Annotated in this window: 21 protein-coding genes; 17 read left to right on the plus strand and 4 right to left on the minus strand. The window is 46.8% G+C overall.

Annotated elements, in window-relative coordinates:
- Positions 1-175 precede the first annotated feature (175 nt).
- The 4 genes from ORJ00_RS03495 (at position 176) to ORJ00_RS03510 (ending at position 4,161) form a co-directional block, all read left to right on the plus strand.
- Positions 176-1,072 (plus strand): GGDEF domain-containing protein, encoded by an 897-nt coding sequence (locus tag ORJ00_RS03495; protein ID WP_306126140.1) that lies wholly within the window; start codon positions 176-178, stop codon positions 1,070-1,072.
- Positions 1,072-2,106 carry a helix-turn-helix transcriptional regulator gene (locus ORJ00_RS03500; RefSeq protein ID WP_306138996.1) on the plus strand — a complete coding sequence of 345 codons (1,035 nt, stop codon included), beginning with the start codon at positions 1,072-1,074 and terminating at the stop codon, positions 2,104-2,106. The genes ORJ00_RS03495 and ORJ00_RS03500 overlap by 1 nt, the downstream gene beginning before the upstream one ends.
- A 20-nt stretch (positions 2,107-2,126) precedes the next feature.
- Positions 2,127-3,032, plus strand: coding sequence for a metallophosphoesterase family protein (locus ORJ00_RS03505; protein WP_305976658.1), 906 nt, complete (start codon positions 2,127-2,129; stop codon positions 3,030-3,032).
- A gap of 112 nt (positions 3,033-3,144) precedes the next feature.
- Positions 3,145-4,161 (plus strand): SPM autocatalytic domain-containing protein, encoded by a 1,017-nt coding sequence (locus ORJ00_RS03510; protein ID WP_306138997.1) that lies wholly within the window; start codon positions 3,145-3,147, stop codon positions 4,159-4,161.
- 207 nt (positions 4,162-4,368) lie between these two features.
- On the opposite strand, the gene ORJ00_RS03515 is transcribed toward ORJ00_RS03510, so the two are convergent.
- The 3 genes from ORJ00_RS03515 to ORJ00_RS03525 all read right to left on the minus strand — a co-directional run bounded on the left by ORJ00_RS03515 (position 4,369) and on the right by ORJ00_RS03525 (position 7,196).
- On the minus strand, positions 4,369-5,454 hold the full coding sequence (locus ORJ00_RS03515) for an AI-2E family transporter (protein WP_027669786.1): 1,086 nt from the start codon (positions 5,452-5,454) through the stop codon (positions 4,369-4,371).
- Positions 5,455-5,480: 26 nt separating this feature from the next.
- Positions 5,481-6,719, minus strand: coding sequence for a DUF819 family protein (locus tag ORJ00_RS03520; protein WP_027669785.1), 1,239 nt, complete (start codon positions 6,717-6,719; stop codon positions 5,481-5,483).
- 132 nt (positions 6,720-6,851) lie between these two features.
- Entirely contained in the window at positions 6,852-7,196 is a 345-nt protein-coding gene (locus ORJ00_RS03525; protein WP_027669784.1) for a HopJ type III effector protein, read from the minus strand.
- A 184-nt stretch (positions 7,197-7,380) separates the two neighbouring features.
- Here ORJ00_RS03525 and ORJ00_RS03530 point away from each other — a divergent pair, with 184 nt between their 5' ends.
- A complete protein-coding gene (locus ORJ00_RS03530) occupies positions 7,381-8,748 on the plus strand; it encodes an AlkA N-terminal domain-containing protein (protein WP_205623157.1) in 1,368 nt (455 codons plus the stop codon).
- 3 nt (positions 8,749-8,751) lie between these two features.
- The gene (locus ORJ00_RS03535; protein WP_306138999.1) at positions 8,752-9,201 is read left to right on the plus strand and encodes a methylated-DNA--[protein]-cysteine S-methyltransferase; all 450 of its coding nucleotides are present in this window, start codon (positions 8,752-8,754) and stop codon (positions 9,199-9,201) included.
- Between the two features lie 29 nt (positions 9,202-9,230).
- Here the strand turns inward: ORJ00_RS03535 and ORJ00_RS03540 are convergent, their stop codons facing one another.
- Entirely contained in the window at positions 9,231-9,767 is a 537-nt protein-coding gene (locus ORJ00_RS03540) for a putative outer membrane beta-barrel protein (protein ID WP_306139001.1), read from the minus strand.
- Between the two features lie 203 nt (positions 9,768-9,970).
- On the opposite strand from ORJ00_RS03540, the gene ORJ00_RS03545 reads away from it, so the two are divergent.
- The 11 genes from ORJ00_RS03545 to ORJ00_RS03595 all read left to right on the plus strand — a co-directional run bounded on the left by ORJ00_RS03545 (position 9,971) and on the right by ORJ00_RS03595 (position 24,418).
- The gene (locus ORJ00_RS03545) at positions 9,971-10,858 is read left to right on the plus strand and encodes a pirin family protein (protein ID WP_306139002.1); all 888 of its coding nucleotides are present in this window, start codon (positions 9,971-9,973) and stop codon (positions 10,856-10,858) included.
- Between the two features lie 82 nt (positions 10,859-10,940).
- Entirely contained in the window at positions 10,941-11,651 is a 711-nt protein-coding gene (mtnN, locus tag ORJ00_RS03550; protein ID WP_027669779.1) for a 5'-methylthioadenosine/S-adenosylhomocysteine nucleosidase, read from the plus strand.
- Positions 11,641-12,609, plus strand: coding sequence for a cobalamin biosynthesis protein CobD/CbiB (locus tag ORJ00_RS03555; protein WP_306139004.1), 969 nt, complete (start codon positions 11,641-11,643; stop codon positions 12,607-12,609). The genes mtnN and ORJ00_RS03555 overlap by 11 nt, the downstream gene beginning before the upstream one ends.
- A gap of 120 nt (positions 12,610-12,729) precedes the next feature.
- Positions 12,730-17,265 carry an EAL domain-containing protein gene (locus tag ORJ00_RS03560; RefSeq protein WP_306139005.1) on the plus strand — a complete coding sequence of 1,512 codons (4,536 nt, stop codon included), beginning with the start codon at positions 12,730-12,732 and terminating at the stop codon, positions 17,263-17,265.
- Between the two features lie 110 nt (positions 17,266-17,375).
- Positions 17,376-18,224, plus strand: a complete 849-nt coding sequence (locus tag ORJ00_RS03565; protein WP_306139006.1) for a DMT family transporter — start codon at positions 17,376-17,378, stop codon at positions 18,222-18,224.
- A 124-nt stretch (positions 18,225-18,348) separates the two neighbouring features.
- Positions 18,349-19,782, plus strand: coding sequence for a tRNA (N6-isopentenyl adenosine(37)-C2)-methylthiotransferase MiaB (miaB, locus tag ORJ00_RS03570; RefSeq protein WP_306139007.1), 1,434 nt, complete (start codon positions 18,349-18,351; stop codon positions 19,780-19,782).
- 46 nt (positions 19,783-19,828) lie between these two features.
- Positions 19,829-20,830 (plus strand): PhoH family protein, encoded by a 1,002-nt coding sequence (locus ORJ00_RS03575; protein ID WP_027669775.1) that lies wholly within the window; start codon positions 19,829-19,831, stop codon positions 20,828-20,830.
- Positions 20,830-21,291, plus strand: coding sequence for an rRNA maturation RNase YbeY (gene ybeY, locus ORJ00_RS03580; RefSeq protein ID WP_305976653.1), 462 nt, complete (start codon positions 20,830-20,832; stop codon positions 21,289-21,291). The genes ORJ00_RS03575 and ybeY overlap by 1 nt, the downstream gene beginning before the upstream one ends.
- A gap of 33 nt (positions 21,292-21,324) precedes the next feature.
- Positions 21,325-22,197 carry a CorC family transporter gene (locus tag ORJ00_RS03585; protein WP_306126130.1) on the plus strand — a complete coding sequence of 291 codons (873 nt, stop codon included), beginning with the start codon at positions 21,325-21,327 and terminating at the stop codon, positions 22,195-22,197.
- A 5-nt stretch (positions 22,198-22,202) separates the two neighbouring features.
- Positions 22,203-23,759: an apolipoprotein N-acyltransferase gene (gene lnt / locus ORJ00_RS03590; protein WP_306139008.1), complete on the plus strand. Its 1,557-nt coding sequence runs from the start codon at positions 22,203-22,205 to the stop codon at positions 23,757-23,759.
- An 80-nt stretch (positions 23,760-23,839) separates the two neighbouring features.
- Complete coding sequence (locus tag ORJ00_RS03595) at positions 23,840-24,418, plus strand: GNAT family N-acetyltransferase (RefSeq protein WP_306139010.1); 579 nt, start codon at positions 23,840-23,842, stop codon at positions 24,416-24,418.
- Positions 24,419-24,445: the final 27 nt, after the last annotated feature.

Below are 24,445 nucleotides of genomic sequence, written 5' to 3' on the forward strand. Positions count from 1 at the left end.
ATTGCCGTAAAGTGTGCCGCCGATGTATGACAAAAAGCCGAGTATTAACAGCAACAACTGCACGTTGCTGACCCGGGTCTTTAGCGCGCAGCAAGCGGTAAAAGCCGGCCAAGTCTGTCATATAGTTGTCATACCAGCACCGCAAACTGCTGTTTATTTGTAGCGGAAACCCACGATGTGGCGACAACACACATACAAACTGCTGTTTAGTACCCTATTACTTTGCGGCGGCCTGTTAATGGCAACCAATGCCGGCGAGCTAAAACAAAGCCAGGCTTTTGACTGGATTGACGTGCTAGGCGAAGGCACCACCTTTTTGGTGGCGTGCTTGTGGCTGGGGTTAATTATCAGTAGTCGCCCGGCTGGGCGGGTCACAGAATGGCTTTACTACGGCAGCTTACTGCTGATGTTTTCTTATTTTCTTGACCTACTGGACGAGTTTATCCGCTACCCGGACGCGCTTCGGTTAATGAGCTGGTTGGAGTCGTTACCTGCACCAGTAGGTATGTTAGTACTTACCATAGGTTTAGTGGGTTGGCACCGTGAACAACGGGCTATAGATCGCCAACTACGTGGCCGTGAGCTGTTTCTGCGCGATCACGAACTTATCGATCCGTTAACCCAACTCTATGGTACAGAATATCTTTATGCCGTATTACAACGTGAAATAACGTTGCACCGCAGTATGCAAAAGCCGCTAAGTTTATTGCTACTGGATGTTGATAACTTTGCTGACTTCAACCGCCAATATGGTATTGCTGCCGGGGATAACTATCTGGTTCAGCTCAGTGAATTGCTGTCGAATCAACTGCGCTATAGCGATGTGGTATGCCGTTATAATGGCGACCGCTTTGTGGCGTTGTTGCCGAACACCGCGCAGTTGCAGGCAAACATTATCGCGCAACACTTACAACAACAATTTTCATTACTGACAAACCAGAATCAACAGCCACAACTCACCTTGATAAGTTTGGAAGTAGAGCAATTGTCAGCGAAAGACGCCCTGCAACAGGCGCTAAATACACTTACCTCTGCCCGCAAACACGGGCCGTTAACCTTACAGACAGACTGATGAAGCACGCGCATTTTGGTCATCAGGACAAAATACTGCTACTGCAACATGGCTGCACAGATTTACTAACGCTGGCACAGCGCCGCGGTGCACCGCTGCACAAGCTGTTAGCCGGTACCGGCATTTTTGAACAAGACCTGCACAAACCGCATGGCCGATTGCATCATGCCGATTGGCTAAAACTGCTACACAACAGCCAGCAACACCTTAACAGCCCGGAACTACCATTTTTACTTGGCAGCGCTCTGCTCCATAATCACTATATCTCGTTGTGCCAAACTGTGTTGCATGCAGAAAATCTAAGCCAGGCACTGCGCCAGTTGTACTATTTTCGCCATCAATTATTTCCCTCTATTTATGTGCAGCTGTGCCGCCAACCACAACATTTGGTGTTAGAGTTTCACAGTGGCATCGCACTTGGGCCACAATACAGCAGTTGCATTAGCATAGTGTTATCACTGCTACTTAACCTTATAAAACAACAGCTTGGCAACACTGAGGGCGTTAGCGTGCAGCTGCAACACGATACAGCTACAGCTGTACAAAGCCAGCTGCATTGGGGCTGTGAGGTTGTGGCGAATCAAGCCTGCAACAGTCTGCATATTGCGCTGCCTAAGCTTCAGCTGCCGTTTCACACAGCCGATAAAGAAAAATGCACTGCGGCCCTGAGAACCTGCCGACAGCTAAACCGTATTTTACCGCGCCAGCGCGGCTTACTGGAACGAATTTACCGGCTACAACGCCGCGCACTACCGCAATTGCTTAGCCTGGAGCAAGTTGCCCAGCAGCTGGACATTTCAGTAAACACTCTCAAACGCCAGCTCAAACAGCAGAAAACCAATTTTGCCCAGCAGCTTGATGCTATTCGCCGTGATGCCGCTCGTCAATTGCTGCAGCAAGGACACTACTCAAACCGCCAGCTAGCCATCAGGCTGGGCTACTCCGACGAGCATAATTTCCGCCGCGCATTTAAACGCTGGACCGGGTTGCTGCCCAGCAATTTTAAAAGCCTGCTGAATTCACCTTCACTCTAAACATGTACTCAGGACCTTTAATGAAATCTATATCGCGCATTATTTTTATCCAGCTGTGCTTGACGCTGATAGCCTGCTCGCCAGCTGAACGTACAACGACAACTACTAACCTAAGCCCGCCACAATCCGCACAAGTGCTGCGCTTTGCCGTGTTGGGTGACGCCGAACCGAAGCCGCTGGCGGAGTTTCCGCATACGGCCGCAGCAGTGGCAGATATAAACCGGTTAGCACAGCAACAGCAGATACACTTTGTTGTCGGTGTGGGTGACATCGCCCACAAAGGCACCCTGGTGCAATACGAAAATGCTACGCCGGTGTTGCAGCAACTGACGTTGCCGTTTTATCCGATAATGGGTAATGAAGAACACGGCAGCACGGTAGAGCGCTTTATGCAATTTGCCAACAAGTGGAACGACGGCAAAATAACTCTGGATGCGCCCAGCTATGTACTTGAGTTTGATGGCGTAGCATTGGTTTTTGCTTCACCGGATCACGGCCGTGATTTTAATAACAACGGCATTAACTGGATACTTAATCAGCTTATACGGTTAGCGCCCAAACCCGTGCTGTTGGTAGTGCATGGTGCCCAAGCGGGAGTTTATCCAGAAATGGCCGCAAAAGGCATTACCCATTCCGACTTTACCCGCGTTATTGCCCAACCTAATTTAGCTGCAGTGATCTCAGGAGATTTGCATATGGATATGGACAGGGTGCAACACTCCAAGCAGTTGGGTAAGGTACATTACCTGCACATACCGGCGCTGGAACGCACTAAAGTACCGGATGACACCCAGCACACCGCCATGTTCCGGGTATTTGGCGTTTATCAAGATGGCATCGTGCAGGTGGACACCTACCAAACAGGTGTAACCAGCCCATTACAGCGTCATGCCTATCAATTCAGTCTAATGCCTAGCCAGAAATAAAACTTTAATTCCAGCCTGATCATAGCGTTACTGTTCAGGCTGAAAATATTGCTTAAGTTTTAACCACCACTAACCGATAACCGTTTAACATAAAAACCTTGTGAGGCTGAAGATGGAGATTTCATCTGCTTCGCAACAGTTTGCGGTTGCCGAACAAAAAACCGTTGCTTATGGTCGCAAACAGCAGTTACTAAGCAATGAAATTGTGTCAACACCGACAGTAATACCTGCCGAAACAGACGCCTTATCTGAAGATGATTTCAGTGCCGATGACGGTACCTTGTTTAATGCTTACCAAACTTTTGGCATGGTAAAGCATATTCTGGCAACGCTGGGACAACATCACAAGGACTGGCAAAAGCCTGATCTTGCAGCCCCGCCGGCACACAGCAACAGTCGTTTGAACACTGAGGTAGACACCGCTGTATTTGCTGCAAGCTTTAGTAGCGAAAGTCTGTTTGTCAGTGGCAATCAGCAGCAATTAGCTAACAACGGTCAGCGCATAGCCACAACGGAATGGGAACTTGGCTATCAGTCGGTGCAGGCCAATTTTAGTGGTCAGCTGCAAATGCAGGATGGTAGCAGCGTCAGTTTTGCCTTTGAGTTTAGTATGCAGGTAAGCTGGGCCCGCTACAGCTACACCGAGCAGCCGCTGCAAGACCCGTTAATCGTTAGTCTTGACAATAGTCCGGCTAAACTCACCGATAGCCAAACTGAGTTTGATTTATTCAGTAATGGCAGTAGTGTGCAGTTGCCGCAGCTGGCGGCGCAGCAGTTTTATCTGGCATACGATCGTAACAAAGACCAACAGGTAAATAATGGTACTGAGTTGTTTGGCCCGCAAAGCGGCCAGGGTTTTGCCGAACTGGCAGAATTTGATGACAACGGCAACGGCTTTATCGATCCGGGCGATGATATCTGGCAGTACTTGTATTTGTGGCGACCACAACAGCAATTGCTCAGTATGACAGAAGCCAAACTGGGCGCTTTCTCTGTAAGTTCTGCCGCCACACCAATGCCATTATTGGATAAGCAACAGCAGCAGTCCGGTGAGATCCAACGCAGTGGTCTGGCGTTTACAGAGAATGCCAGGCCCGTTTTGGTACAACAGATAGATTTGGTGGTGTAGTAGTTGGCAATTAACACTATAAAAATCGACGTACCCTAAACCAACCGTTGACGGCATGGATGCCGGACAAATTCGCACGGAGCGAATTTGAACAGCCCCGCTGGCCCAACGGACAAACTTCACAGATGAAGTTTGTAATCGAGCCTACAGGGACGTATTCACGGCGTGTTGGTGTGGGTAAGACGGTTCTTTTGGGGCAACTAAACGCTAGCTTTTATCCTGATTTTCCAAAAAATCTTTAAATTCTATGGTGTATAGCTTTAACAGCACCAATGTCAGGGCAAAAATAATCGGCCCGTAGATCACACCGATTAAACCAAACAGTTGAATACCACCAATTAGCGATAAAAAAATCAGCAGCGTATTCATACCTGCACTGTCCTGCATAAGCAACGGCCGTAGGAAATTATCAATAGAGCCCACTACTATCGCGCCCCACAATGCCATAAACAGCGCCCATGGCCAGTCGCCTGTAAGCAACAAATACAAGCTAGCAGGTATCCAGATAAGCGCCGTACCCACCACAGGTATAAAAGAAGCAAATGCCATCATCGTACCCCAGAACAACGCGGGTAAACCAACAATGGCCATGGCAATACCACCGGCAAAGCCCTGAGCTATTGCCGTTAAAAATGAGCCCATAACTGCAGAGCGCGCCACTTTTTTGGCCTCGTCTAACAAAGCCTCTTCCTGCGAGCGTGACAGCGGCAACACCCAATGCAGAGTGTTTACCACTTTGTCGTGATCACGTAGTAAAAAAAACAGAATAAACAGCATCAAAATAAAACTGAATAATAAGCCCGTGACATCGCCTAGCAACTTAGTGCTTAAATTCAGCAATTCTTTACCAAAACCGGAAGCAAACTCGGTAAGTTGCTGCACCAAGCCTTGGCCGCTAATGTTGGCGGAAGGAAGTAACTGATTAATTTTATCCTGCGCACCTTGTAACAATGGGTGCTGTATTAACTGCTCGGCACCACCGCTGTTAAGCCAGGTGTAGCTTTGCTTGGTAAACGCAACGCCCTGCTGCACTATAGCAGTGAACACCAATGACACCGGCACAACAATGACCACGACCAACAATAAGCACGAGATGCTAGCTACCAGGTTAGGCCTGTCAGGAATTTTTCGCTCAATATACTGATGCACCGGAAAACATAACAACGACAACACAAATGCCAGTACTATGGCGCCAACATAAGGTGCCACCAACAGATAACTGGCGTAAAGCGCCAGCAATAAAGCGCCAATTAACACATAGTGCCGCGATTCAGTTTTAAAAGCTTGTTTCATATATCACACTCCCTTGCTTAAAATGGTTAAGGCGCAACCTGCTGCAGAATTAAGCCACAAATATAAGCACCATAGGTACCGAGGCCATAACCCAACACGGCGAGTAATACACCAACCGGAGCCAGTGACGGATGGAATGCCGCAGCCACCACCGGGGCAGAAGCTGCTCCACCTACGTTAGCCTGGCTACCCACCGCCATATAAAACATCGGTGCTTTAATCAGTTTGGCGACCAGCAATAGAAGCCCGGCATGGACGGCCATCCAGATAAGACCAACCAAGAACATCAATGGGTAATCCAGAATAGCGGTAACATCCATATGCATACCAATGGTTGCCACAAGGATATACAAAAAAGCGGAGCCCACTTTGGACGCACCAACGGCTTCTAAACTACGCAACTTGGTGGTAGATAAAAATAAGCCTACCGTTGTGGCAATAACCACCAGCCAGAAAAAGGTACTGGTGAGGCTATACATCGCAAGATGCGGCGCAACCTGCTCAATCCAGGGTGCAATAATGTCGGCCAGGGCATGAGATAAGCCGGTAACACCAAAGGCAACAGCGATAATCAGCATAATGTCTTTTAACTGAGGTATACGCGAGTTTTGCGCTTCATATTGCTCTATTTTTTTGCGCAAATTTACAATGCCGCTGGTATCGGCGCCGTTTTTACGATCAAAAAACTCAGCCCGACTGGCAATAAATAACAACACGGCCATCCAGACATTCGCCACCAGTACATCAACGGTAATCATAACCGAGAAAATACTACCATCGACATTAAACACTTCCTTCATTGCCGCCTGGTTAGCACCACCGCCAATCCAACTGCCGGCAATGGTAGTCATACCACGCCAAACATCACCACCAAGCTGCTCGGGGAAAAAATAGCCCATGCTAACCAGTGCTATTGGTCCACCAATCACTATGCCGGCAGTACCGGTTAAAAACATAATTAACGCTTTAGGCCCAAGCCCAATTATCGCTTTGAAATCAACACTTAATGTCAAAAGCACCAGGCTTGCGGGTAATAGATAACGCGATGCCATTTTGTACAACGACGATCCTTCTCCATCAATAATGCCAAAGGTATTAAACAACGACGGAATGAAATAGCAAAGCAGCAACGCTGGCACATAAGTATAGAATTTTTTGAAAAATGGGTTATCGCTATGGCTGGTGTAAAACACCGCACCAAGGATCACGGCCATTAAACCAAGCACCACGGCATCATTGGTGATTAGTACACTGGATTCTTGCATAGGGAGACCTGAATAATGATGATTATTATCTGAAATTAGCTGGCATCAAAATACCACAGGGGCGTGACTGAGCAAAGCGGCGCAAGATAAGCAGCATCCAGCATGCGCTGACGACGCACTGGACAGGTTGTTTTAAATAGATTTAGCGCTCAGTGCGATTTGCTCAAACTCAACACCATCCCAGCCGCTTCTGATGAAATTACGAATATTTTGATGATCAGTACCCTTAGGGCTATCTAATACTGCACGATAATAATCGCCAAACAAAAACAAGGTTTGTGGCGCAGACAACTGATGCAACAAACCAAATGCCAGTATTTTGCAGGAGCCATTATTTTCACCCGCACTGCTGTATAGCTCACCATTTTTAAACGCTGTCGGCGTAAAATCATATAACGCATCAATCAATGAAATACTTTGCTCAAAACTAATGGTTTCCGGTTCAGTACTTAATTGAATAAAAAAATGTTCTAACATAGTTCCCCCTGCCCCATTCCTTTTTAAGGACTCGCGTAATACGCAGATACTAAGCCTGGGCGGTATCATAAGGCAATAAGCCAAATGTCGGCGCACAACATATTTTTTATTCAGTGCCGGATCTGGCTAATTCATTCCAACGTGCCTGATATAATCAGGCAACACCTAACTTATGGAGCATAACGTGATCAACGCCGATACCTGCCATCAAGCACGGCTGGCACGCGATGCCCGTTTTGATGGCCTGTTTTACACTGCTGTAAAAAGCACTGGTATTTATTGTCGCCCGATTTGCCCAGCACGCGCTCCGGCTGAGCAGCAGGTAACATATTACCCTTCAGCGGCTGCGGCCAGCGCCGCAGGATATCGCCCTTGTTTACGTTGTAGGCCAGACAGCGCGCCGGGTTCAGCGGCCTGGCAAGGTACTAATACTACCTTACAACGAGCGCTACGACTTATTGACGACGGCTGTCTGCAACAACAAAACCAAAGTGAACTTGCCAGTCGACTTGGTATCAGTGAACGGTATTTACGCAAGCTATTTCAGCAACAGCTTGGCCTATCACCAAAACAGTATGCTTTGGCACAGCAGGTATTATTTGCCAAAAAATTATTACACGAGACTGTGATGCCAATTAGCAGCATTGCATTTCAGGCGGGTTTTAATAGCGTTCGCCGTTTTAACGATGCTTTCAAACAACAGCTCAAACTGAGCCCACTGACAATTCGCCGCGCCAACAAAACAACGCCCAATACGTTGCAATTATCGCTTAGTTACCGCCCGCCACTCGCGTGGCAACAGATGCTGGATTTCTGGCGAGACCGCACACTTGATGGCATTGATAGTGTTAACGGGCAATGTTATGGCCGGACATTTACATTTTTACAGCAGCCCGGCTGGTTTGAAATATCACCGGGACAGCACAATAGTTTGCGCCTGGAAGTACATTGGAACGGCAAACAAGGCTTGTTCAAGTTAATTAATCAAATACGTCGTTTGCTGGATTTAGATGCCAACATGCTGCAAATTGAGCAGCAACTAAGTCGCCATACTTTGTTTAGCAATGGCATTATACCGGGACTACGTATTCCTGGTGTTTGGGACAGCTGGGAAGCAGGTGTCCGTGCTGTGTTAGGACAACAAGTTAGCGTGGCCGGTGCCAGAACACAGCTCAACCGGCTAATACAGGCATTAGGCCAACCACAGCCGGCTGACCGGCGGTTGTTTCCAACACCGCAATCTGTAGTACAAAGTGATTTGCAAATGATTAAAGTCCCTCAAGCGCGGCGTGAAACGTTGAGAGCACTGGCGCAATTTGTAATGGAAAACCCAGATGCCGCACCTGAACAGTGGCTGCCGATTAAGGGTATTGGTCCTTGGACAGTAAGCTATGCCAGGCTACGTGGTTTGTCGGATAGCGATATCTGGCTAGGCGGTGATTTAGGTGTGAAAAAAGCGCTGGCAAAAGCGGGTGTCAGCAATGATATCAGTGCATTAGCGCCCTGGCGCAGTTATGCCACGTTTCAATTATGGTTTAGTTTGGGAGCATAAAATATGTATTGCCAGTTTATTAGCAGCCCGCTGGGACACATCAAAATAACTGCCAATGCCGATGGCATAACTGAAATCATGTTCAGCAGTGCAACTGAACATAGTACCCCGTCACGCTTTACCGAGTTAGCGGCAACACAATTGCAAGCTTACTTTGCCGGAACGCTGCAGCATTTTACGTTACCTCTGGCTGCAAGCGGAACACTGTTTCAGCAACACGTTTGGCAAGCATTATGTGAAGTGCCCTTTGGAATGACTTGCAGTTATGCCGATATCGCCAGACGTATTGGCAATAACAACGCTGTACGTGCTGTTGGTAGTGCAAATGGCCGCAACCCTATTGCTATTGTAGTGCCGTGTCATCGGGTTATTGGCGCCAATGGCACCTTAACCGGGTATGCCGGAGGGCTGGAGAAAAAAGCCTGGCTGCTAAAACACGAACAGCGCCTGTAGGCGCTGTTCGTGTTTTAGCGTTAACTTAATTAAAACTGATATGACACACCAAAACGGAATTCATTTTTGGTATCACCGCTATTTAAAGCAATGTTGCTTCTTATCGCCCAGTCAGGACTGAGGAAAAAGGCAATACCACCGGTAAAACTGCCATGATCATCACCTATGGAGTGATAAGTCGCTTCTGAGTACAACTCAACCTGAGGTGTTAATGGGTGACGAACACCAACACCGCCATAACCGCCGGTTTCATCAGCGTCGCCTGACACATTATCAATACCCACTAGAATATAGGTCTGAGTTGTCGGTGAAAAATCTAACTTGAACCCCGTTAAATAGTTAACGCCGGCTTGCACCACATTTACGTCAAACGGACCACTAGATAAACGGCTGTATGTACCACCTACTACCCAGCGGCCGTCAAGACGATAAGAGCCCTCTATATAAGGACCATCGCCCGCAGCGTCAGTGTACCCTGCGCCGACATAATCCCATTTAATATTGGCCTGTGCGCCTGCAGCAAACACTGCAGTTATAATTCCCGCTAAAAACAATGACTTTTTCATGTTGTTACTCCGTGTTATCCAACATACAACCTAGTGTGGTGGCACTTTATTTAAGTGTCGCCAGTTTAGCGTCTGCGAATTAACACCGGCTGAACTGTGCATTGCCCCTAACATTCGTTTTAATAGAAAGTTTTAAGGCAAATTATGCCATTTTCATTTCAATTTTACTGATGTTTAATAAGACAAATATTATGGAGGCCAATATGAGCGCACGTACCTTACAACGATTGATCCCATCGGCTGCCGCATCAGATGGCGCAGGGGTAAAAATTAAACGTAGCCTGGGGCAAAATCCACAAACCCGGCTGGATCCATTCCTGATGCTTGATTTCTTTGGCTCTGATCAACCCGGCGATTATATAAAAGGCTTTCCCCCTCACCCTCACCGAGGCTTTGAAACGGTAACCTATATGCTAGACGGCCATATGCTGCATCAGGACCATTTGGGCAATCAAGGCCACTTAAAAAGTGGCGGAGTACAATGGATGACAGCAGGTCATGGCATTATTCACTCGGAAATGCCGCAACAAGAAGCCGGTGTAATGCAAGGTTTTCAGTTGTGGCTAAACCTGCCGGCAAAAGAAAAAATGAAGCCCGCAGCCTATGTGGATATATTGCCAGAACAAATACCGCAAATTGCTATAGGCCAAGGCAAAGCAAAAGTGATTGCAGGCACTTTGCATCTTGCTGATTTACAGCAAAGCGGCCCTATTACAGGCTTAACAACTGACCCACAATACTATGACTTGCACCTACGCAGCGGCCAAACTATTACGCTGCAATTACCAAGTGCCTACAATGCGTTTTTATATCCTTATGTTGGCAACATTAACGTTAAAGATGACTCTGGATCGCGCAAAATACCGCAACATCATGCTGGCGTGTTAACCCTTGGTGATGAATTAACTATTCAGGCAGAGCAAGATTGTCAGCTGCTATTATTGGCGGCAATGCCGATAGGTGAACCTATCGCGCAATATGGTCCGTTCGTTATGAACACCATGGCTGAAATTGAACAGGCTATAAACGATTATCAACAGGGTAAACTTACCGCTGCAGGCGCAGCACAAAAAATCACGCTGACACAATAAGTAACAGACAACGCCATGAAAAACGGGATTTTACTGTCATGGCGTTTTATACTAGCTGCTTTGGAATAATAGAGACTGCAGCATGCAACTTATTGGTATTATCGGCGCAATGGAGCCAGAAGTGGCGTTGTTACGCCAGCAAATCAGCGATGTCACCACCACTGAACTAGGTAGTTATACCTTTTACTGTGGCACCTTATCAGGTGTCAACGTGGTGCTGGTGCAATCTGGTATTGGCAAAGTCGCATCAGCACTGGCCACCGCGTTACTTATTCAACATTTTAAACCTGAAGCGGTGATCAATACCGGTTCAGCTGGCGGCTTCGACCCAGAGCTCAATGTGGGTGATGTCGTCATAGGTACAGAAGTTCGCCACCATGATGTCGATGTTACCGCCTTTGGTTATGAGATAGGCCAGGTACCGCAAATGCCGGCAGCCTATATAGCGCACCCAAGCTTAGTTATCGCAGCAGAACAAAGCATCGCCGCATTAGGCTTTTGTAAAACCAAGAAAGGATTAATTGCAACCGGTGACAGCTTTATTTGCGATCCAAGCCGGATAGCCATAATACGGCAGCAGTTTCCCACCATGCTTGCCGTTGAAATGGAAGGTGCAGCCATTGCCCAAGTTTGCCATATGCTGCAAATGCCGTTTGTCGTGATCCGCAGCCTAAGCGATATTGCCGGTAAAGAGTCGCCGCAATCTTTTGAGGCATACCTTGAAGTCGCCTCTAAGCACAGCTCAGCCATGGTGCTTGAATTACTGCGTCGGTTAAACGCCGTTGTTCTATAACCTAAGCTGGCCCGAAGGCCTGTCAGCTTACCCAGCGTTAGTGGTGCTGGTTGTTGTGGTTGCAAGGTTGCTGCCTCTGCCGCCGCTTTATCATCCCCTGACGCTGTTTCGCTTGTTGGCACAGCAATTAGGTAAAAAGGTCAACCCGGACCCTTCCAGATCACGGCAGCAATTGATGATTTCCGGTGCACTTGCCATATTGGTTATCTGGCTGCCCATTATGGCATTATTGTATAGCCTGTATTGGTTTTCCGAGCTGCCTTTAGTGCTGGATGCCTTGCTGCTGTATTGCAGCCTGGACTGGCACACTCAGCAGCAACAAGCGATGGCAATTCAGCGCCAGTTACAAGCGGGCCAGTTAACTCTGGCACGAGAACAAGCCAAGCAGCTATTGTGTCGCCGTACAGCCTCCCTAAGCGAAATGGGATTAAGTAAAGCCTTGATAGAAAGCCTGACGTTGCGTTCAGCCAGTCAATTAATTGCGGTCTGCTGCTGGTTTTTAATCGGTGGTGGCCTTGCGGCTATCGGTTATCGTCTGCTCATAGAGATGCACCAACAATGGAATATAAAGCGCTCGGCACATCGCTATTTTGGTGTAACGGTCGCGCTATTAGCAAACCTGACCAGTTTTATACCAAAACTAATAAGCGTAAGCTTGCTGGCATTTCAGCACGGTATATTGCAATGCTACAGACAATGCCGTCAGCCTAAAATGAATCTTAGCTCCGGTTCGTATTGGCTGCTATGCTGTGCCAGTGTGGCAGTTCAACGTAATATCGGTGGCCCGGTATTTTACAATGAACACAAACTGCAGCGCAGTAAAATGCTGCAAGGCACAGATCCCAAACCAACGGATATAGCGCGTATTATCAAACGGTTGCACTTTGTTCATCTATATTTATATGTGCTCATTATGACAACCAGCTTGCTACAGCTAGTGTGGCTGCAGACTAACTGATATCTGCATCAAGGTTACGGAGCGCAACACTGGACAAGTTAAGCCTTCTCGTTATATGTTTTCCACTTATGATAGATGTAGCAACTATAACTTTAACAACGCTACCCTAAGGGAGTACGAGTGAATTTTTTGCCGCACCTTTTGTGCTACTTTGCCTTTAGTTTACTGTTAACGCTAAGCTCTGCGGTAGCATCACCCCTGTTGCGGCCGCTGACTCCGGATCAAGGCTTATCGCAAGGTTCTATCCGCGATTTATTGCTCGATAAAGAGGGCTTTTTATGGCTGGCAACCGATGGTGGCGTTAACCGCTACGACAGTACTTCAGTAACCCACATCACAGCACAGGGTTATCAGCTCAAGGCGCTGTCTTTCTCCAGTTTATTGCAAGACTCTAGTGGTAAAATCTGGGCATCGTCTCACCATGCCGGTATTTATCGCTTTAATCAGGATAAAGCGCTATTTGAATTGTTTATGCCGATGCCCACAGAGCCAAATTCAGAACTACCGGTGCCGCATAATATTGCTGCCGTATTGGAATATGATACTAACACCCTGCTGTTTGTTATGGACGATGCTCTATATCGATTACCATTGGATACCGCAGTACCGGAGCGTATTTTTAGTTTATCTGAGCAGGGTATAGAAAATGGATGGCTACGCACTGCCGCAGTGGTTAATGGACATATATTTATTGCTGCTTTTAATGGCCTATATCACTTTGATACCGCATCAAAAGAAGCGACAAGGTTGCCACATCTTACAGCCTCAATGTCGACTTCAGAAAAGAGTAAAATTGAAGATCAGCAGCATGTTAAACAGCTGAAATTTAAGCATAACCGGCTTTGGATTGGTACAGTAGAGGGCTTATACAGTATTGGCCTTGCTGATATTGAAGCGTACTTAGAGCACGACGTTACTTATACCCCTCTGCAGCATATTGCTCGCCAAAACATCTGGCAACTGCTGTGGCAGAACGAACAAGCATTAGTGGCGACAGAACAAGGTTTGTTTAGCTTGTCGATAGCGGATAAATCACTTACAAACGTTATTCGCTTTACAGATAGTGATTTGGATCTTTTTGACAACAATATTATTGATTTTGTCGCCGACAAATACGGCGGTTATTGGCTTGGGTCTCGAGATGATGGCGCCTTTTATTGGCATCCCCGTGGCAATGCGTTTAGCAATATAACCCGCAGCTATGCCGTTGCTTCAGGTCTAAGCAATGAGAAAGTGTTTAGTCTTGCCGTACAAGAGAGTAACACGCTTTGGATTGGCACTAACAACGGGTTAAATCAGGTTGATTTAACCACAAACAACGTGCAGCAGTATCTGGTAAACCCAGATACGAAAGCGATTTTTCACGGCGGTACCATATATCAAATTTATCCTGACGCGCCCGGAAAGCTATGGCTATTGTCTGCACTGGGGCTGCGTTATTTTGATTACATCACCAACACCCTGACAATGCCACCGGCTAACGATGATAAAGCTGCGAGGATATTGGCTGAGCAAACAAGTTTTATCTATCGCACCGACGAGCAATTTTACCTCTATGCGAATAATGCGTTTTTCATTTATACGCCTAAAAAGGCTGACCTCACAGCGTTGCCGGAGCTAGACGGGGTATTTTCCGCTAGCCTGTTTGGTGGCTTTATTGGTGAGGTTTCAGCAAACGGGCAACTGTTACTATCAGCAGCTGATCAACTCTGGCTGTATGACACTGAGCGAAAACAAGCTCGTATGTTTTATCAGCATCCGCAATTTAAACCCGAACTTAACCGCCAAGCCGATGGGTTGGTCATTGATCGAAATGGCGTGCTGTGGATTGGTTGCTATGGCCTGGGTCTCTTCGCTTTTGACCGTGAAAGCCTAACATTGCAGCATCATTTTGATAGCAGTAATGCTTTATTATCCGACGATGCGTATGCCTTACAAACAGATGCAGAAGGGAACATTTGGTTTTCATCACACATTGGTATTTCCCGGTTGAACCCTGACACACTGCAAATTGAACATTTTAGTAAAGCCGATGGCTTACCGACTTACGAATACAATGGCACAGCGTCGGCAAAGTTGCCTGATGGTCGTTTGGCCTTCGGTAGTATGCGTGGCGTTACGCTGGTTACGCCTTCAGACTTAACAACAGAACATGAGCGCCCTACTGCCATGATTACGGGTATCAGTGTTCAAGCTGGCGAACTCTCGGCACTTAACGGCAACTTAAATGAGCGTCATATCACCTTGTCATATCAGGATTTGGGTATAACGTTAAATTTCAGCAGTATGAATTTTCGTGACGCGCACAAAATGCAATATCGCTTTTGGCTTGAAGGCCAGCGAGAATTGCAATATCCCATCCAGACCAGCAGCAAAGTGGCTTTTCCTCAATTGGAAAGTGGTGACTATGTCTTCAATGTGGTGTCAATATCTCCCACAAATGGCTTGGAAAGTACGCCTGCCCGTTTATTTTTGCACGTAATACCCAGTCCCTGGTTGTCAAACTGGGCACTGGCAGCCTATTTTCTATTGGCAATGTTTGCGGCCTTTCGCTTCTATCAGTACCGCCGTCGTCAACATGACGAAATAACAGCGGCCCACGAAAAAGTACAACAAAGTGCGCTACGTATGATGCAAGCATTGGCGTCGGTCAACAGTGGTGCCTGGGAGTGGAATGCCAGCACTGATCAACTATTTGCCAAACGTATTTACAATATGCTGGGTTATTCAGAGCAATTAAATCCACTTAGTCTGCAGCAACACATTAGCCTTATTCATCCGGATGACGTGCAAAACTTCAATAACCAATGGCAGCGGTTTTTGCAACAGCCAACATCTGGCTTTGACTGTACTTATCGTTTACAGCATAAAGACGGCAATTGGCTTTGGTTTCGCGATATCGGAAAAGCTACGGACATGGTGCACGTTGATAATGTCACTAAAGTTATTGGTACTTACAGTAATATTACTGAAACCCGGGCGAATCAGGAAAAGGCGCGCTTATTTGGTGAAGCCTTCCAACAAACGCGCGACTGGGTGGTTATTTTAGATAGCCATCAACGTGTTATTGCAGCCAATCAATCTTTTACTACGGCTTTTGGCAATATAGAGCAGTATTTGGACCAACCCAGAGTGCATCATTTGGGTATTAGCCTTAAACGACGCCGGTTTTACACCAAGCTACTGCGTGAACTGCAAAGTGGTGAACATTGGCAAGGTGAAGAACAAGTTATAACACCTGATGGCCGTGAGCGGCCAACCCTGATCAATATCAGCGCTATTGGTGAGCAACAGCAACAAACTTTTTTTGTGCTGGTGTTTACCGACATCACCGCACAAAAAATGGCAGAAGACGAACTTCGCTATCTGGCCAACTACGATGCTCTTACCGGTTTGCCGAACAGGGCACTGCTCATGGATCGCATTTACCATGGCATTGATCAAGCCAAGCGAGACAAACGCAGCCTGGCATTGTGTTTTATCGATCTGGACCGGTTTAAACAAATTAATGACTCTCTTGGTCATGATGTCGGCGACTTATTGCTAAAAGAAGTTGCCCGGCGACTTACTGAGGCTTTACGTGACAGCGATACCGTAGCACGCTTAGGCGGGGACGAATTTGTTGTGCTACTGGAAGGCTATAAAAATGAAGACAACATTAGCCACGTCGCCCGAAAAATGCTCACCGTAGTGGGTGAGCCAATGCAATTAGCTACTCATACCGTAGGCGTTTCACCCAGTATTGGTATTGCCGTCTATCCGGATGATGCAATAAATGCAACTGAGTTACTCAAACATGCTGACGTTGCCATGTACCACGCGAAAGAAGCGGGTCGTAATAACTTCCAGTTCTTTACCGAAGAAATGAACGAGAAAGCCCATATGCGGCTGGCAAAAGAAACCCGCTTGCGCAACGCCTTGCACAATGATGAGTTCATTAACTATTACCAACCCATAATCAACAGTCAGACCCGACAAGTTGTCGGCGCCGAAGTATTACTGCGCTGGCAAAGCGCCGAAGGTATGGTTTCACCGGCAGAATTTATCCCGCTGGCAGAAGAACTACGCTTAATTATCAACATGACGCAGCAAATATTAGAGCGGGCACTCAGCGCATTAAAACAGTGGCATAACGATGGCCACCAAATTTATCTGTCGGTCAATTTGTCAACGCAACATCTTGAGCAACCTGCATTAGCGGAACAGACTCGCGCCTTACTGAAAAAATATGAACTACCAGCCAGCTGCTTGCGCTTTGAAGTCACTGAAAGCGCCCTAATGAGAGATCATCAAAGTGCAATAGACACGATGCTGGCATTAAGTAAGTTAGGCGTACAACTGGCACTGGATGACTTTGGAACAGGTTATTCCTCATTAAAATATTTAAAAGAACTGCCAATCGATGGGATTAAAATTGACCGCAGTTTTGTTAAAGACATCGGTATAGATAACAGCGATGAGACCATTATCGAAGCAATGCTTAGCATGGCCGGCAGTCTGGGCATGTATTGCGTAGCAGAAGGGGTTGAAACTGAACAACAGCTGGCATTTTTTAACCGGCGAGGTTGCTATCTTATCCAAGGTTTCTTATTTGCTAAACCTATGCCGGCAGAAGCACTATTGACATTTTTACAGCACGAACATGACAATCTTTAATATGGCTGCGGCAAATGGCTGACCTTACGAGGTAATTCACAAACGTCACCGGTCTGTTATCTGTTTGGGCTCTGTTATACTTGGCGCCAAACAACGCCTGCTGGATATCTATGCTATCGCCGTTAGTGCAAGGTGCTCTACTTTTATTGCTTGCTGAAGCTTGCTTTGCGGGTATCGGTGCCATTGTAAAGTTTACCAGCAGCACAGCATCTGAAGTTCAGGTGGTGTTTTTCCGCAACTTTTTTGCCTTGTTGTTAATGCTGCCTTTCTTATATCAACACGGTTTTAGTTTACTTAAAACCAAACGCTGGTACCTGCATTTAAGCCGTGCTTTAACCGGTATTATCTCTATGTATTGCTTTTTCTATGTGCTGGCGCGATTACCCCTTGCGCAAGGTATGCTGGTATTACTGCTATCCCCCTTTATCGTACCGATTATTGCACGATTTTGGTTAAAAGAGCGCCCAAGTCGGCTGACGTTATTTGGCATTTTACTAGGTTTTGTTGGTGTTATGCTGGCGTTACCGGTTAATTTTGGCAATACCGATGCCATCTTATTAGTAGGGCTTTTATCTGCTGCGTTGGTTGCCATTACCAAAACCACGATTCGCTATATGTCTGATACTGAACCTGCAGTACGAATTGTATTTTATTTTTCGCTGTTAACCGCTGTCTTATCAGCTATTCCAGTGCCTTTTTATTGGCAGCCGTTGAATGGCTCAGTCTGGTTAGCTTTTGTTGGTATGGGTATTTTAGCGGCAATAGGTCAACTGGCGATGACACGCGCTTATGCTCTGGCACCCGCCAGTGATATAGGTATGTGGACATACAGCAGTGTTATTTTTGCCGGCCTGTTTGGCTACCTGTTTTGGCAAGAACCTGTCACGTTAGCCTGGCTTGGCGGCGTACTGGTTATTTTTTATGCTGGCTATATTACAACCCGCCAGAGACTGCTGTAATAATTCGACGAACAGGGTCGTTGCAGTGCTGAAAAGCCATTTTCAGCCAATGCTGGCAACACAAGCGTGAACAGGCTAAAATACGCTCCTTTTTTCCAAGTGACAATACAGGTAACAACGCGCAATGGGCAAAAAGCTGCACATTAAAACCTGGGGCTGCCAGATGAACGAATACGATTCATCTAAAATGGCAGACCTTTTGGATGCTACTCATGGCTATACACTGACTGAAGACGCAGAAGAAGCAGATGTTATTTTGCTAAATACCTGTTCTATTCGTGAGAAAGCACAGGAGAAGGTATTCCATCAATTAGGCCGCTGGCGTCCGCTGAAAGAGAAGAACCCTGAGCTGGTTATTGGCGTGGGCGGCTGTGTCGCATCGCAAGAAGGTAAAGCTATACGTGAGCGAGCACCTTATGTCGATATCGTATTTGGCCCACAAACGCTGCATCGTTTGCCTGAAATGATTAATGCCGTAAAAGGCTCAAAGTCACCCGTTGTTGATGTTTCTTTTCCAGAAATTGAAAAGTTCGACCGCTTGCCAGAGCCTAAAGCAGATGGTCCAAGCGCTTTTGTGTCTATTATGGAAGGCTGTTCCAAATACTGCACCTTCTGTGTGGTACCCTATACGCGTGGTGAAGAAGTTAGCCGACCGCTGGATGATGTATTATTTGAAATTGCTCAGCTGGCAGAACAAGGCGTACGCGAAGTTAACTTATTAGGCCAAAACGTTAACGCCTATCGTGGTGACAAATTTGACGGTACCTTGTGCCATTTTTCAGAGCTATTGCGTTTGGTTGCCTCTATTGATGGCATAGACCGCATTCGTTATACCACGTCACATCCTGTTGAATTTACCGACGATATCATCGAAGTGTACCGTGATGTGCCTGAGCTGGTTGATCACTTGCATTTACCGGTACAATCAGGCTCTGACCGAATTCTTAACCTGATGAAACGTGGACACACGGCGTTGGAATACAAGGCTCAAATTCGCAAGCTAAAGCGTATCCGGCCAAACTTAAGCATGTCGTCTGATTTTATCATTGGCTTCCCGGGAGAAGACGATGTTGATTTCCAAGCCACAATGGATTTGATTCAAGCCATCGACTTTGACATGAGCTTTAGTTTTATTTACAGCGCGCGCCCGGGTACCCCGGCAGCTGATTTACCAGACGATGTTAGCGAAGACGCAAAAAAACAGCGCTTATATATCCTGCAAGATCGTATTAACCAGCAAGCCCTACGTATTGCGCGCGGCATGTTAGGCAGCGAGCAGCGTATTTTAGTTGAAGGCCCATCCAAGAAAAACATTATGGAACTCACCGGCCGCACTGAAAATAACCGCGTTGTTAACTTTGAAGGCACGCCTGAGATGATAGGCCAGTTTGTCGATGTAAAAATTACCGATGTATTTAGTAATTCACTGCGCGGCGACCTGCTTAGAACAGAACAGGAAATGGGCTTGCGTCGCGAAGTTGCACCGCAGCAAATTCTTGCCCGGCAAAAAGCTGAGCCATCTGTTGACAGCATGGGTGTTGCAACCTTTACACCTTAACTTATTCGGGGGCATTATTGCCCCCCTTTTGCATTGAGGCAGGCATTTGAGCACACCTTTATTCACCGCAGAGTTAATACTTGAAGAAGCCGATAGCCGGCGTCTAACCCAGTTATGTGGGCCATTTGACGATAACCTGAAACATATTGAACGCCGTTTACTGGTTGATATTAATCATCGCGACAATCAGTTGAAAATCTCTGGGCCTGAAGACAATGTGGCCGCTGCCCTAGATGTAGTTCAACAGCTTTATGACGCAACGGCTGCAGTTACGGCCGAATTAACACCGGAACAGGTGCATTTATTGATCAGTCAAAACTATGACATTCAGTATCAACAAGACAGTGATAACCGTGATTTCAGCCTGAAAACAAAAAAAGGACTGATTAAACCACGCAACCCAAACCAGGCGGCCTATGTCGGTAATGTGCTTAAACATGATGTCTGTTTTGGCATAGGCCCTGCAGGTACCGGTAAAACTTACCTAGCGGTAGCCTGTGCGGTTGACGCCCTTGAACGCAACTTAGTGCGGCGCATTATTTTGACCCGCCCGGCGGTAGAAGCTGGTGAAAAGTTGGGTTTTTTACCTGGCGATTTAGCGCAAAAAGTTGACCCTTATTTAAGGCCACTTTATGACGCCTTGTTCGAGATGCTTGGTTTTGAAAAGGTCGAAAAGTATTTAGAACGCGGTATTATTGAAATTGCACCGCTGGCCTATATGCGCGGCCGCACATTGAATGATGCCTTTATTATTTTGGATGAAAGCCAAAACACTACAGTAGAACAAATGAAAATGTTCTTAACCCGTATTGGCTTTAGTTCTAAAGCGGTAATTACCGGCGATATTACCCAGGTCGACTTACCTCGCGGTCAGTACTCAGGTTTAAAACACGCTATAGATGTGCTAAGCGAGGTTACAGAAATTAGTTTTAATCACTTCACCGCCAAAGATGTGGTACGCCATCCCATCGTTCAACGTATTGTTATGGCTTACGAAGCACACGAGGCCGCCAAACTGGCAGCTAGTGCTATTGGCAAAGGTGACTAATGGCCATTACTTTGGATTTACAACTGGCCTGCACAATAGACAAAATACCGGCTGAAACCCAGTTTCAGCAATGGTTAGAAGCAGCTATATTACCGTTTCAGACAGAAGCCGAAGTCACCATACGTATTGTTGATAACACTGAAAGCCAACAGCTTAATCTGGACTATCGTGGTAAAGATAAGCCCACCAATGTATTAAGCTTTCCTTTTCAATGTCCACCCGGTATTGAACTACCGTTGCTGGGCGATTTAGTCATTTGTGCTCCGGTGGTAATGCAAGAAGCGACAGAGCAAGGTAAAAGCCTGAACGCGCATTGGGCACACATGGTGATACACGGATGCTTGCATTTATTGGGGTTTGACCATATAAATGACGACGATGCTGAACAAATGGAAGCTGAAGAAGTTACCATATTGCAGCACCTAGGCATTACTAACCCCTATTTGTTGGATGACGAGTAGGTTTTTTTTGTTTTTTGGAGTAATAGTTCACCTATGAGTGACGACAATCCACACTCTAGTCGCGGTTCTGCCGGTAAAACCTGGTTAGATCGGATCGCCAGTATCTTTAATGCAGAACCACAAGATATTTCAGACTTACAAGACATCATCAGCGAGGCAGAAGTACGCAGCCTGATTGATGCCGATACCAAGAGCATGTTGCATGGTGTACTGGACGTATCCAATATGCGCGCACGTGACATTATGGTACCTCGCTCACAGATGGCCACGATCGATATTGACGATAACGTTGCCACCATGCTGCCCATTCTTATGGAAAATAACCACAGCCGTTACCCGGTCGTCAATGAAGATAAAGATCATATTGAAGGTATTTTGCTGGTAAAAGACCTGCTGCAATATGCGCTAGACCCCAATGTGACAGACTGGCACCTGCGCGATTTATTGCGCCCTGCGGTTATTATTCCAGAAAGCAAACGGGTTGATGCACTCCTAAAAGAGTTCCGGCAAAAACGTTACCATATGGCGGTGGTTGTAGATGAGTATGGTGGTGTATCAGGGCTGGTAACCATCGAAGATATTCTGGAGCAAATTGTCGGCGAAATTGAAGACGAGCACGACGATGAAGAAGAAAACGATATTAAGAAAATGGCGTCCCGAGTGTTTCAGGTAAGTGCGTTAACGCCACTGGACGAGTTTAACGAATCATTTAACACCCGTTTTGACGAAGAAGACGCAGATACCATTGGCGGTATTGTGCTGCATGCTTTCGGCCATATGCCAACTAAAGGCGAAAGCATTGAGCTTGAAGGCTTAACGTTCAAAGTAAGCAAAGCCAATAGCCGCCGCTTAGTGCAGTTACAAGTAATACGTGCAAAAGAGCCCGTAACCCCTGAGGAAAACTAGCCATTTTGCCTGCTGTCGTTTCTAAACTACACGCGGTTATTCCTCACCTGCTGCTAATACTAGCCGGTGGGGTAACCACGCTGGCTTTCGCGCCCTACACGCTATGGTGGCTACCGCTGGTAACGCTGGCGTTGCTGGTGTTTCTGCTACAGCGCGCGAATACTGCTAAGCAAGCTATGCTACTGGGTTTTAGCTTTGGCTTAGGCTGGTTTGGTGTGGGCATTAGCTGGGTACACATTAGCATTGATCAGTTTGGTGGCTTACCATTAGCCGGCAGTTTAGGCTTAATGGCGCTGTTGGTAGCCTATCTGGCTATCTTCCCGGCGTTGGCCAGTTGGTTAAGCAATAAACTGCGTTTACCGGTTGTGATGCCCCTGGTATTCGCGGCCAGCTGGACGTTAGCAGAATGGTTACGCAGCGTTGTTTTGACGGGGTTTCCATGGTTATCTTTGGGCTACAGCCAAACTTCAGCTGGCCTGAAAGATTTTGCCCCCCTCATCGGTGAAACCGGTATCAGCTTTTTATTAGTTTTTGCCGCAGCCGCACTGGCACAAATTTGTCGGCCGCAAGCCGCAATTAGCCGTTATAGTTACCTACTTATTGCGGGTGCTGTTTTTGCCATTAGTCCTTTTTTAAACCAGGTTAAAGGCTGGCAGTACAGTGATAACTCGCTGTCCGTACTGCTGGTACAAGGCAATATCAAACAAGAATTGCGCTGGGCACCGGAGCAAGAATGGCCAACCATGGTGAAGTATATGGATCTTACCCGGCCGCATTTTGATACCGACCTGGTTATCTGGCCGGAAGCGGCAATTCCCAAAATGGAACCCCTGGCACAGGATTACCTCGACAACCTGAACCGGGCAGCGTTGTATGCGGATACCGCAGTGATCAGTGGCATTTTGGATTACAACTTTAAAAGCCGTGAAGCCTGGAATAATTTAATCGTACTGGGAAAACGTAACGCCGACTCTACCGACGCTGATTATTTTCATGGGCATGCCAACCGCTATAGTAAACATCACTTACTGCCGATTGGCGAGTTTGTTCCCTTTGAAAACTGGTTACGAAACTTAGCGCCTATCTTTGATTTGCCAATGAGCTCGTTCACCCGCGGCGGCTATGTTCAGCCAAATTTAGTCGCCAATGGCTATAACATACTGCCGGCCATTTGCTTTGAAATTGCGTTTCCGGCGCAAATTGCGGCCAACATGACACCAGACACACAAGTATTACTCACCGTAAGCAATGACGGCTGGTTTGGCGACAGTATAGGGCCACATCAACATTTGCAGATTGCGCAAATGCGCGCCATCGAGTTTGGCCGGCCCCTGATCCGAGCAACTAATAACGGCATTACCGCAACAATTGATGCCAGTGGCAACATCAGTGCCCGCGCTGCCCAATTTAGCGAAACCGTACTAAAAGATACGCTACGTTTAACCCATGGCAACACACTATATTCCCGAGCAGGTAACTACCCGCTGTGGTTGCTGTGCAGTCTGATATTATTGCCGCTGCTTTTGCAACGAACCTACCGACATTATGTCGCACGCAAATAAGATTAATTGTTAACTTTTAACTTGTCCCTATAGCTCAGTCGGGTAAACTAACAGTACGCTTTGCTTAGCTGACGACAGTAATGACCTTACTACACAACATCAGCCGCACGTTGCAGCGCCGCCGCAACAGTACCTGGCATGCATTGGGTTATGACACCACAGTGCGCTTTGAAACCCCTGCTGATATTAAGGCTATTGCCAGTCTTACGCAGGCGGCATTTAATAACGATACCGAAGTACAATTAATCAACACCTTGCGCCAGCAGTGTGCAGAATGTATTTCGCTGGTAGCTGAGCAACATGGCCGTGTTATTGGTCATATTTTGTTTTCACCTGCCACCTTAGATAACGAAACAAACACAAAACTAATGGCATTAGCCCCGATGGCGGTAAGTAGTGTGTTGCAGCAACAAGGCATTGGCTCAGCCTTGGTAAGGGCGGGTTTAGAATTATGTCGCCAGCAAGGTATTGCCGCTGTCGTCGTATTAGGACATCCGGCTTACTATCCCCGGTTTGGTTTTGTTCCTGCCAGCATGTTTAATTTAAGCAGTCCATGGCAAGTGCCCGACAACACCTTTATGTTGCTACCGTTACAACCGCAGGCTCTGCATAAAAAAAACGGCCAGGTTGTATATCACCCGGCCTTTGCGGCGCTTTAATTGCAACTTACCCAAAAGCCACATAAC

The sequence above is a fragment of the Rheinheimera baltica genome (assembly GCF_030731985.1).
Taxonomy (GTDB): Bacteria; Pseudomonadota; Gammaproteobacteria; order Enterobacterales; family Alteromonadaceae; genus Alishewanella; species Alishewanella baltica.

Excerpts from the sequence above, each read along its gene's own strand:
- ORJ00_RS03515 (WP_027669786.1), bottom strand. The coding sequence starts at position 5,454 with ATGAAACAAGCTTTTAAAACTGAATCGCGGCACTATGTGTTAATTGGC.
- ORJ00_RS03595 (WP_306139010.1), top strand. The coding sequence starts at position 23,840 with ATGACCTTACTACACAACATCAGCCGCACGTTGCAGCGCCGCCGCAAC.
- ORJ00_RS03565 (WP_306139006.1), top strand. The coding sequence starts at position 17,376 with ATGCTATCGCCGTTAGTGCAAGGTGCTCTACTTTTATTGCTTGCTGAA.
- ORJ00_RS03540 (WP_306139001.1), bottom strand. The coding sequence starts at position 9,767 with ATGAAAAAGTCATTGTTTTTAGCGGGAATTATAACTGCAGTGTTTGCT.
- ORJ00_RS03535 (WP_306138999.1), top strand. The coding sequence starts at position 8,752 with ATGTATTGCCAGTTTATTAGCAGCCCGCTGGGACACATCAAAATAACT.
- ORJ00_RS03500 (WP_306138996.1), top strand. The coding sequence starts at position 1,072 with ATGAAGCACGCGCATTTTGGTCATCAGGACAAAATACTGCTACTGCAA.
- ORJ00_RS03525 (WP_027669784.1), bottom strand. The coding sequence starts at position 7,196 with ATGTTAGAACATTTTTTTATTCAATTAAGTACTGAACCGGAAACCATT.
- ORJ00_RS03520 (WP_027669785.1), bottom strand. The coding sequence starts at position 6,719 with ATGCAAGAATCCAGTGTACTAATCACCAATGATGCCGTGGTGCTTGGT.
- ybeY (WP_305976653.1), top strand. The coding sequence starts at position 20,830 with ATGGCCATTACTTTGGATTTACAACTGGCCTGCACAATAGACAAAATA.
- miaB (WP_306139007.1), top strand. The coding sequence starts at position 18,349 with ATGGGCAAAAAGCTGCACATTAAAACCTGGGGCTGCCAGATGAACGAA.
- ORJ00_RS03505 (WP_305976658.1), top strand. The coding sequence starts at position 2,127 with ATGAAATCTATATCGCGCATTATTTTTATCCAGCTGTGCTTGACGCTG.
- mtnN (WP_027669779.1), top strand. The coding sequence starts at position 10,941 with ATGCAACTTATTGGTATTATCGGCGCAATGGAGCCAGAAGTGGCGTTG.
- ORJ00_RS03585 (WP_306126130.1), top strand. The coding sequence starts at position 21,325 with ATGAGTGACGACAATCCACACTCTAGTCGCGGTTCTGCCGGTAAAACC.
- ORJ00_RS03545 (WP_306139002.1), top strand. The coding sequence starts at position 9,971 with ATGAGCGCACGTACCTTACAACGATTGATCCCATCGGCTGCCGCATCA.
- ORJ00_RS03495 (WP_306126140.1), top strand. The coding sequence starts at position 176 with ATGTGGCGACAACACACATACAAACTGCTGTTTAGTACCCTATTACTT.
- ORJ00_RS03510 (WP_306138997.1), top strand. The coding sequence starts at position 3,145 with ATGGAGATTTCATCTGCTTCGCAACAGTTTGCGGTTGCCGAACAAAAA.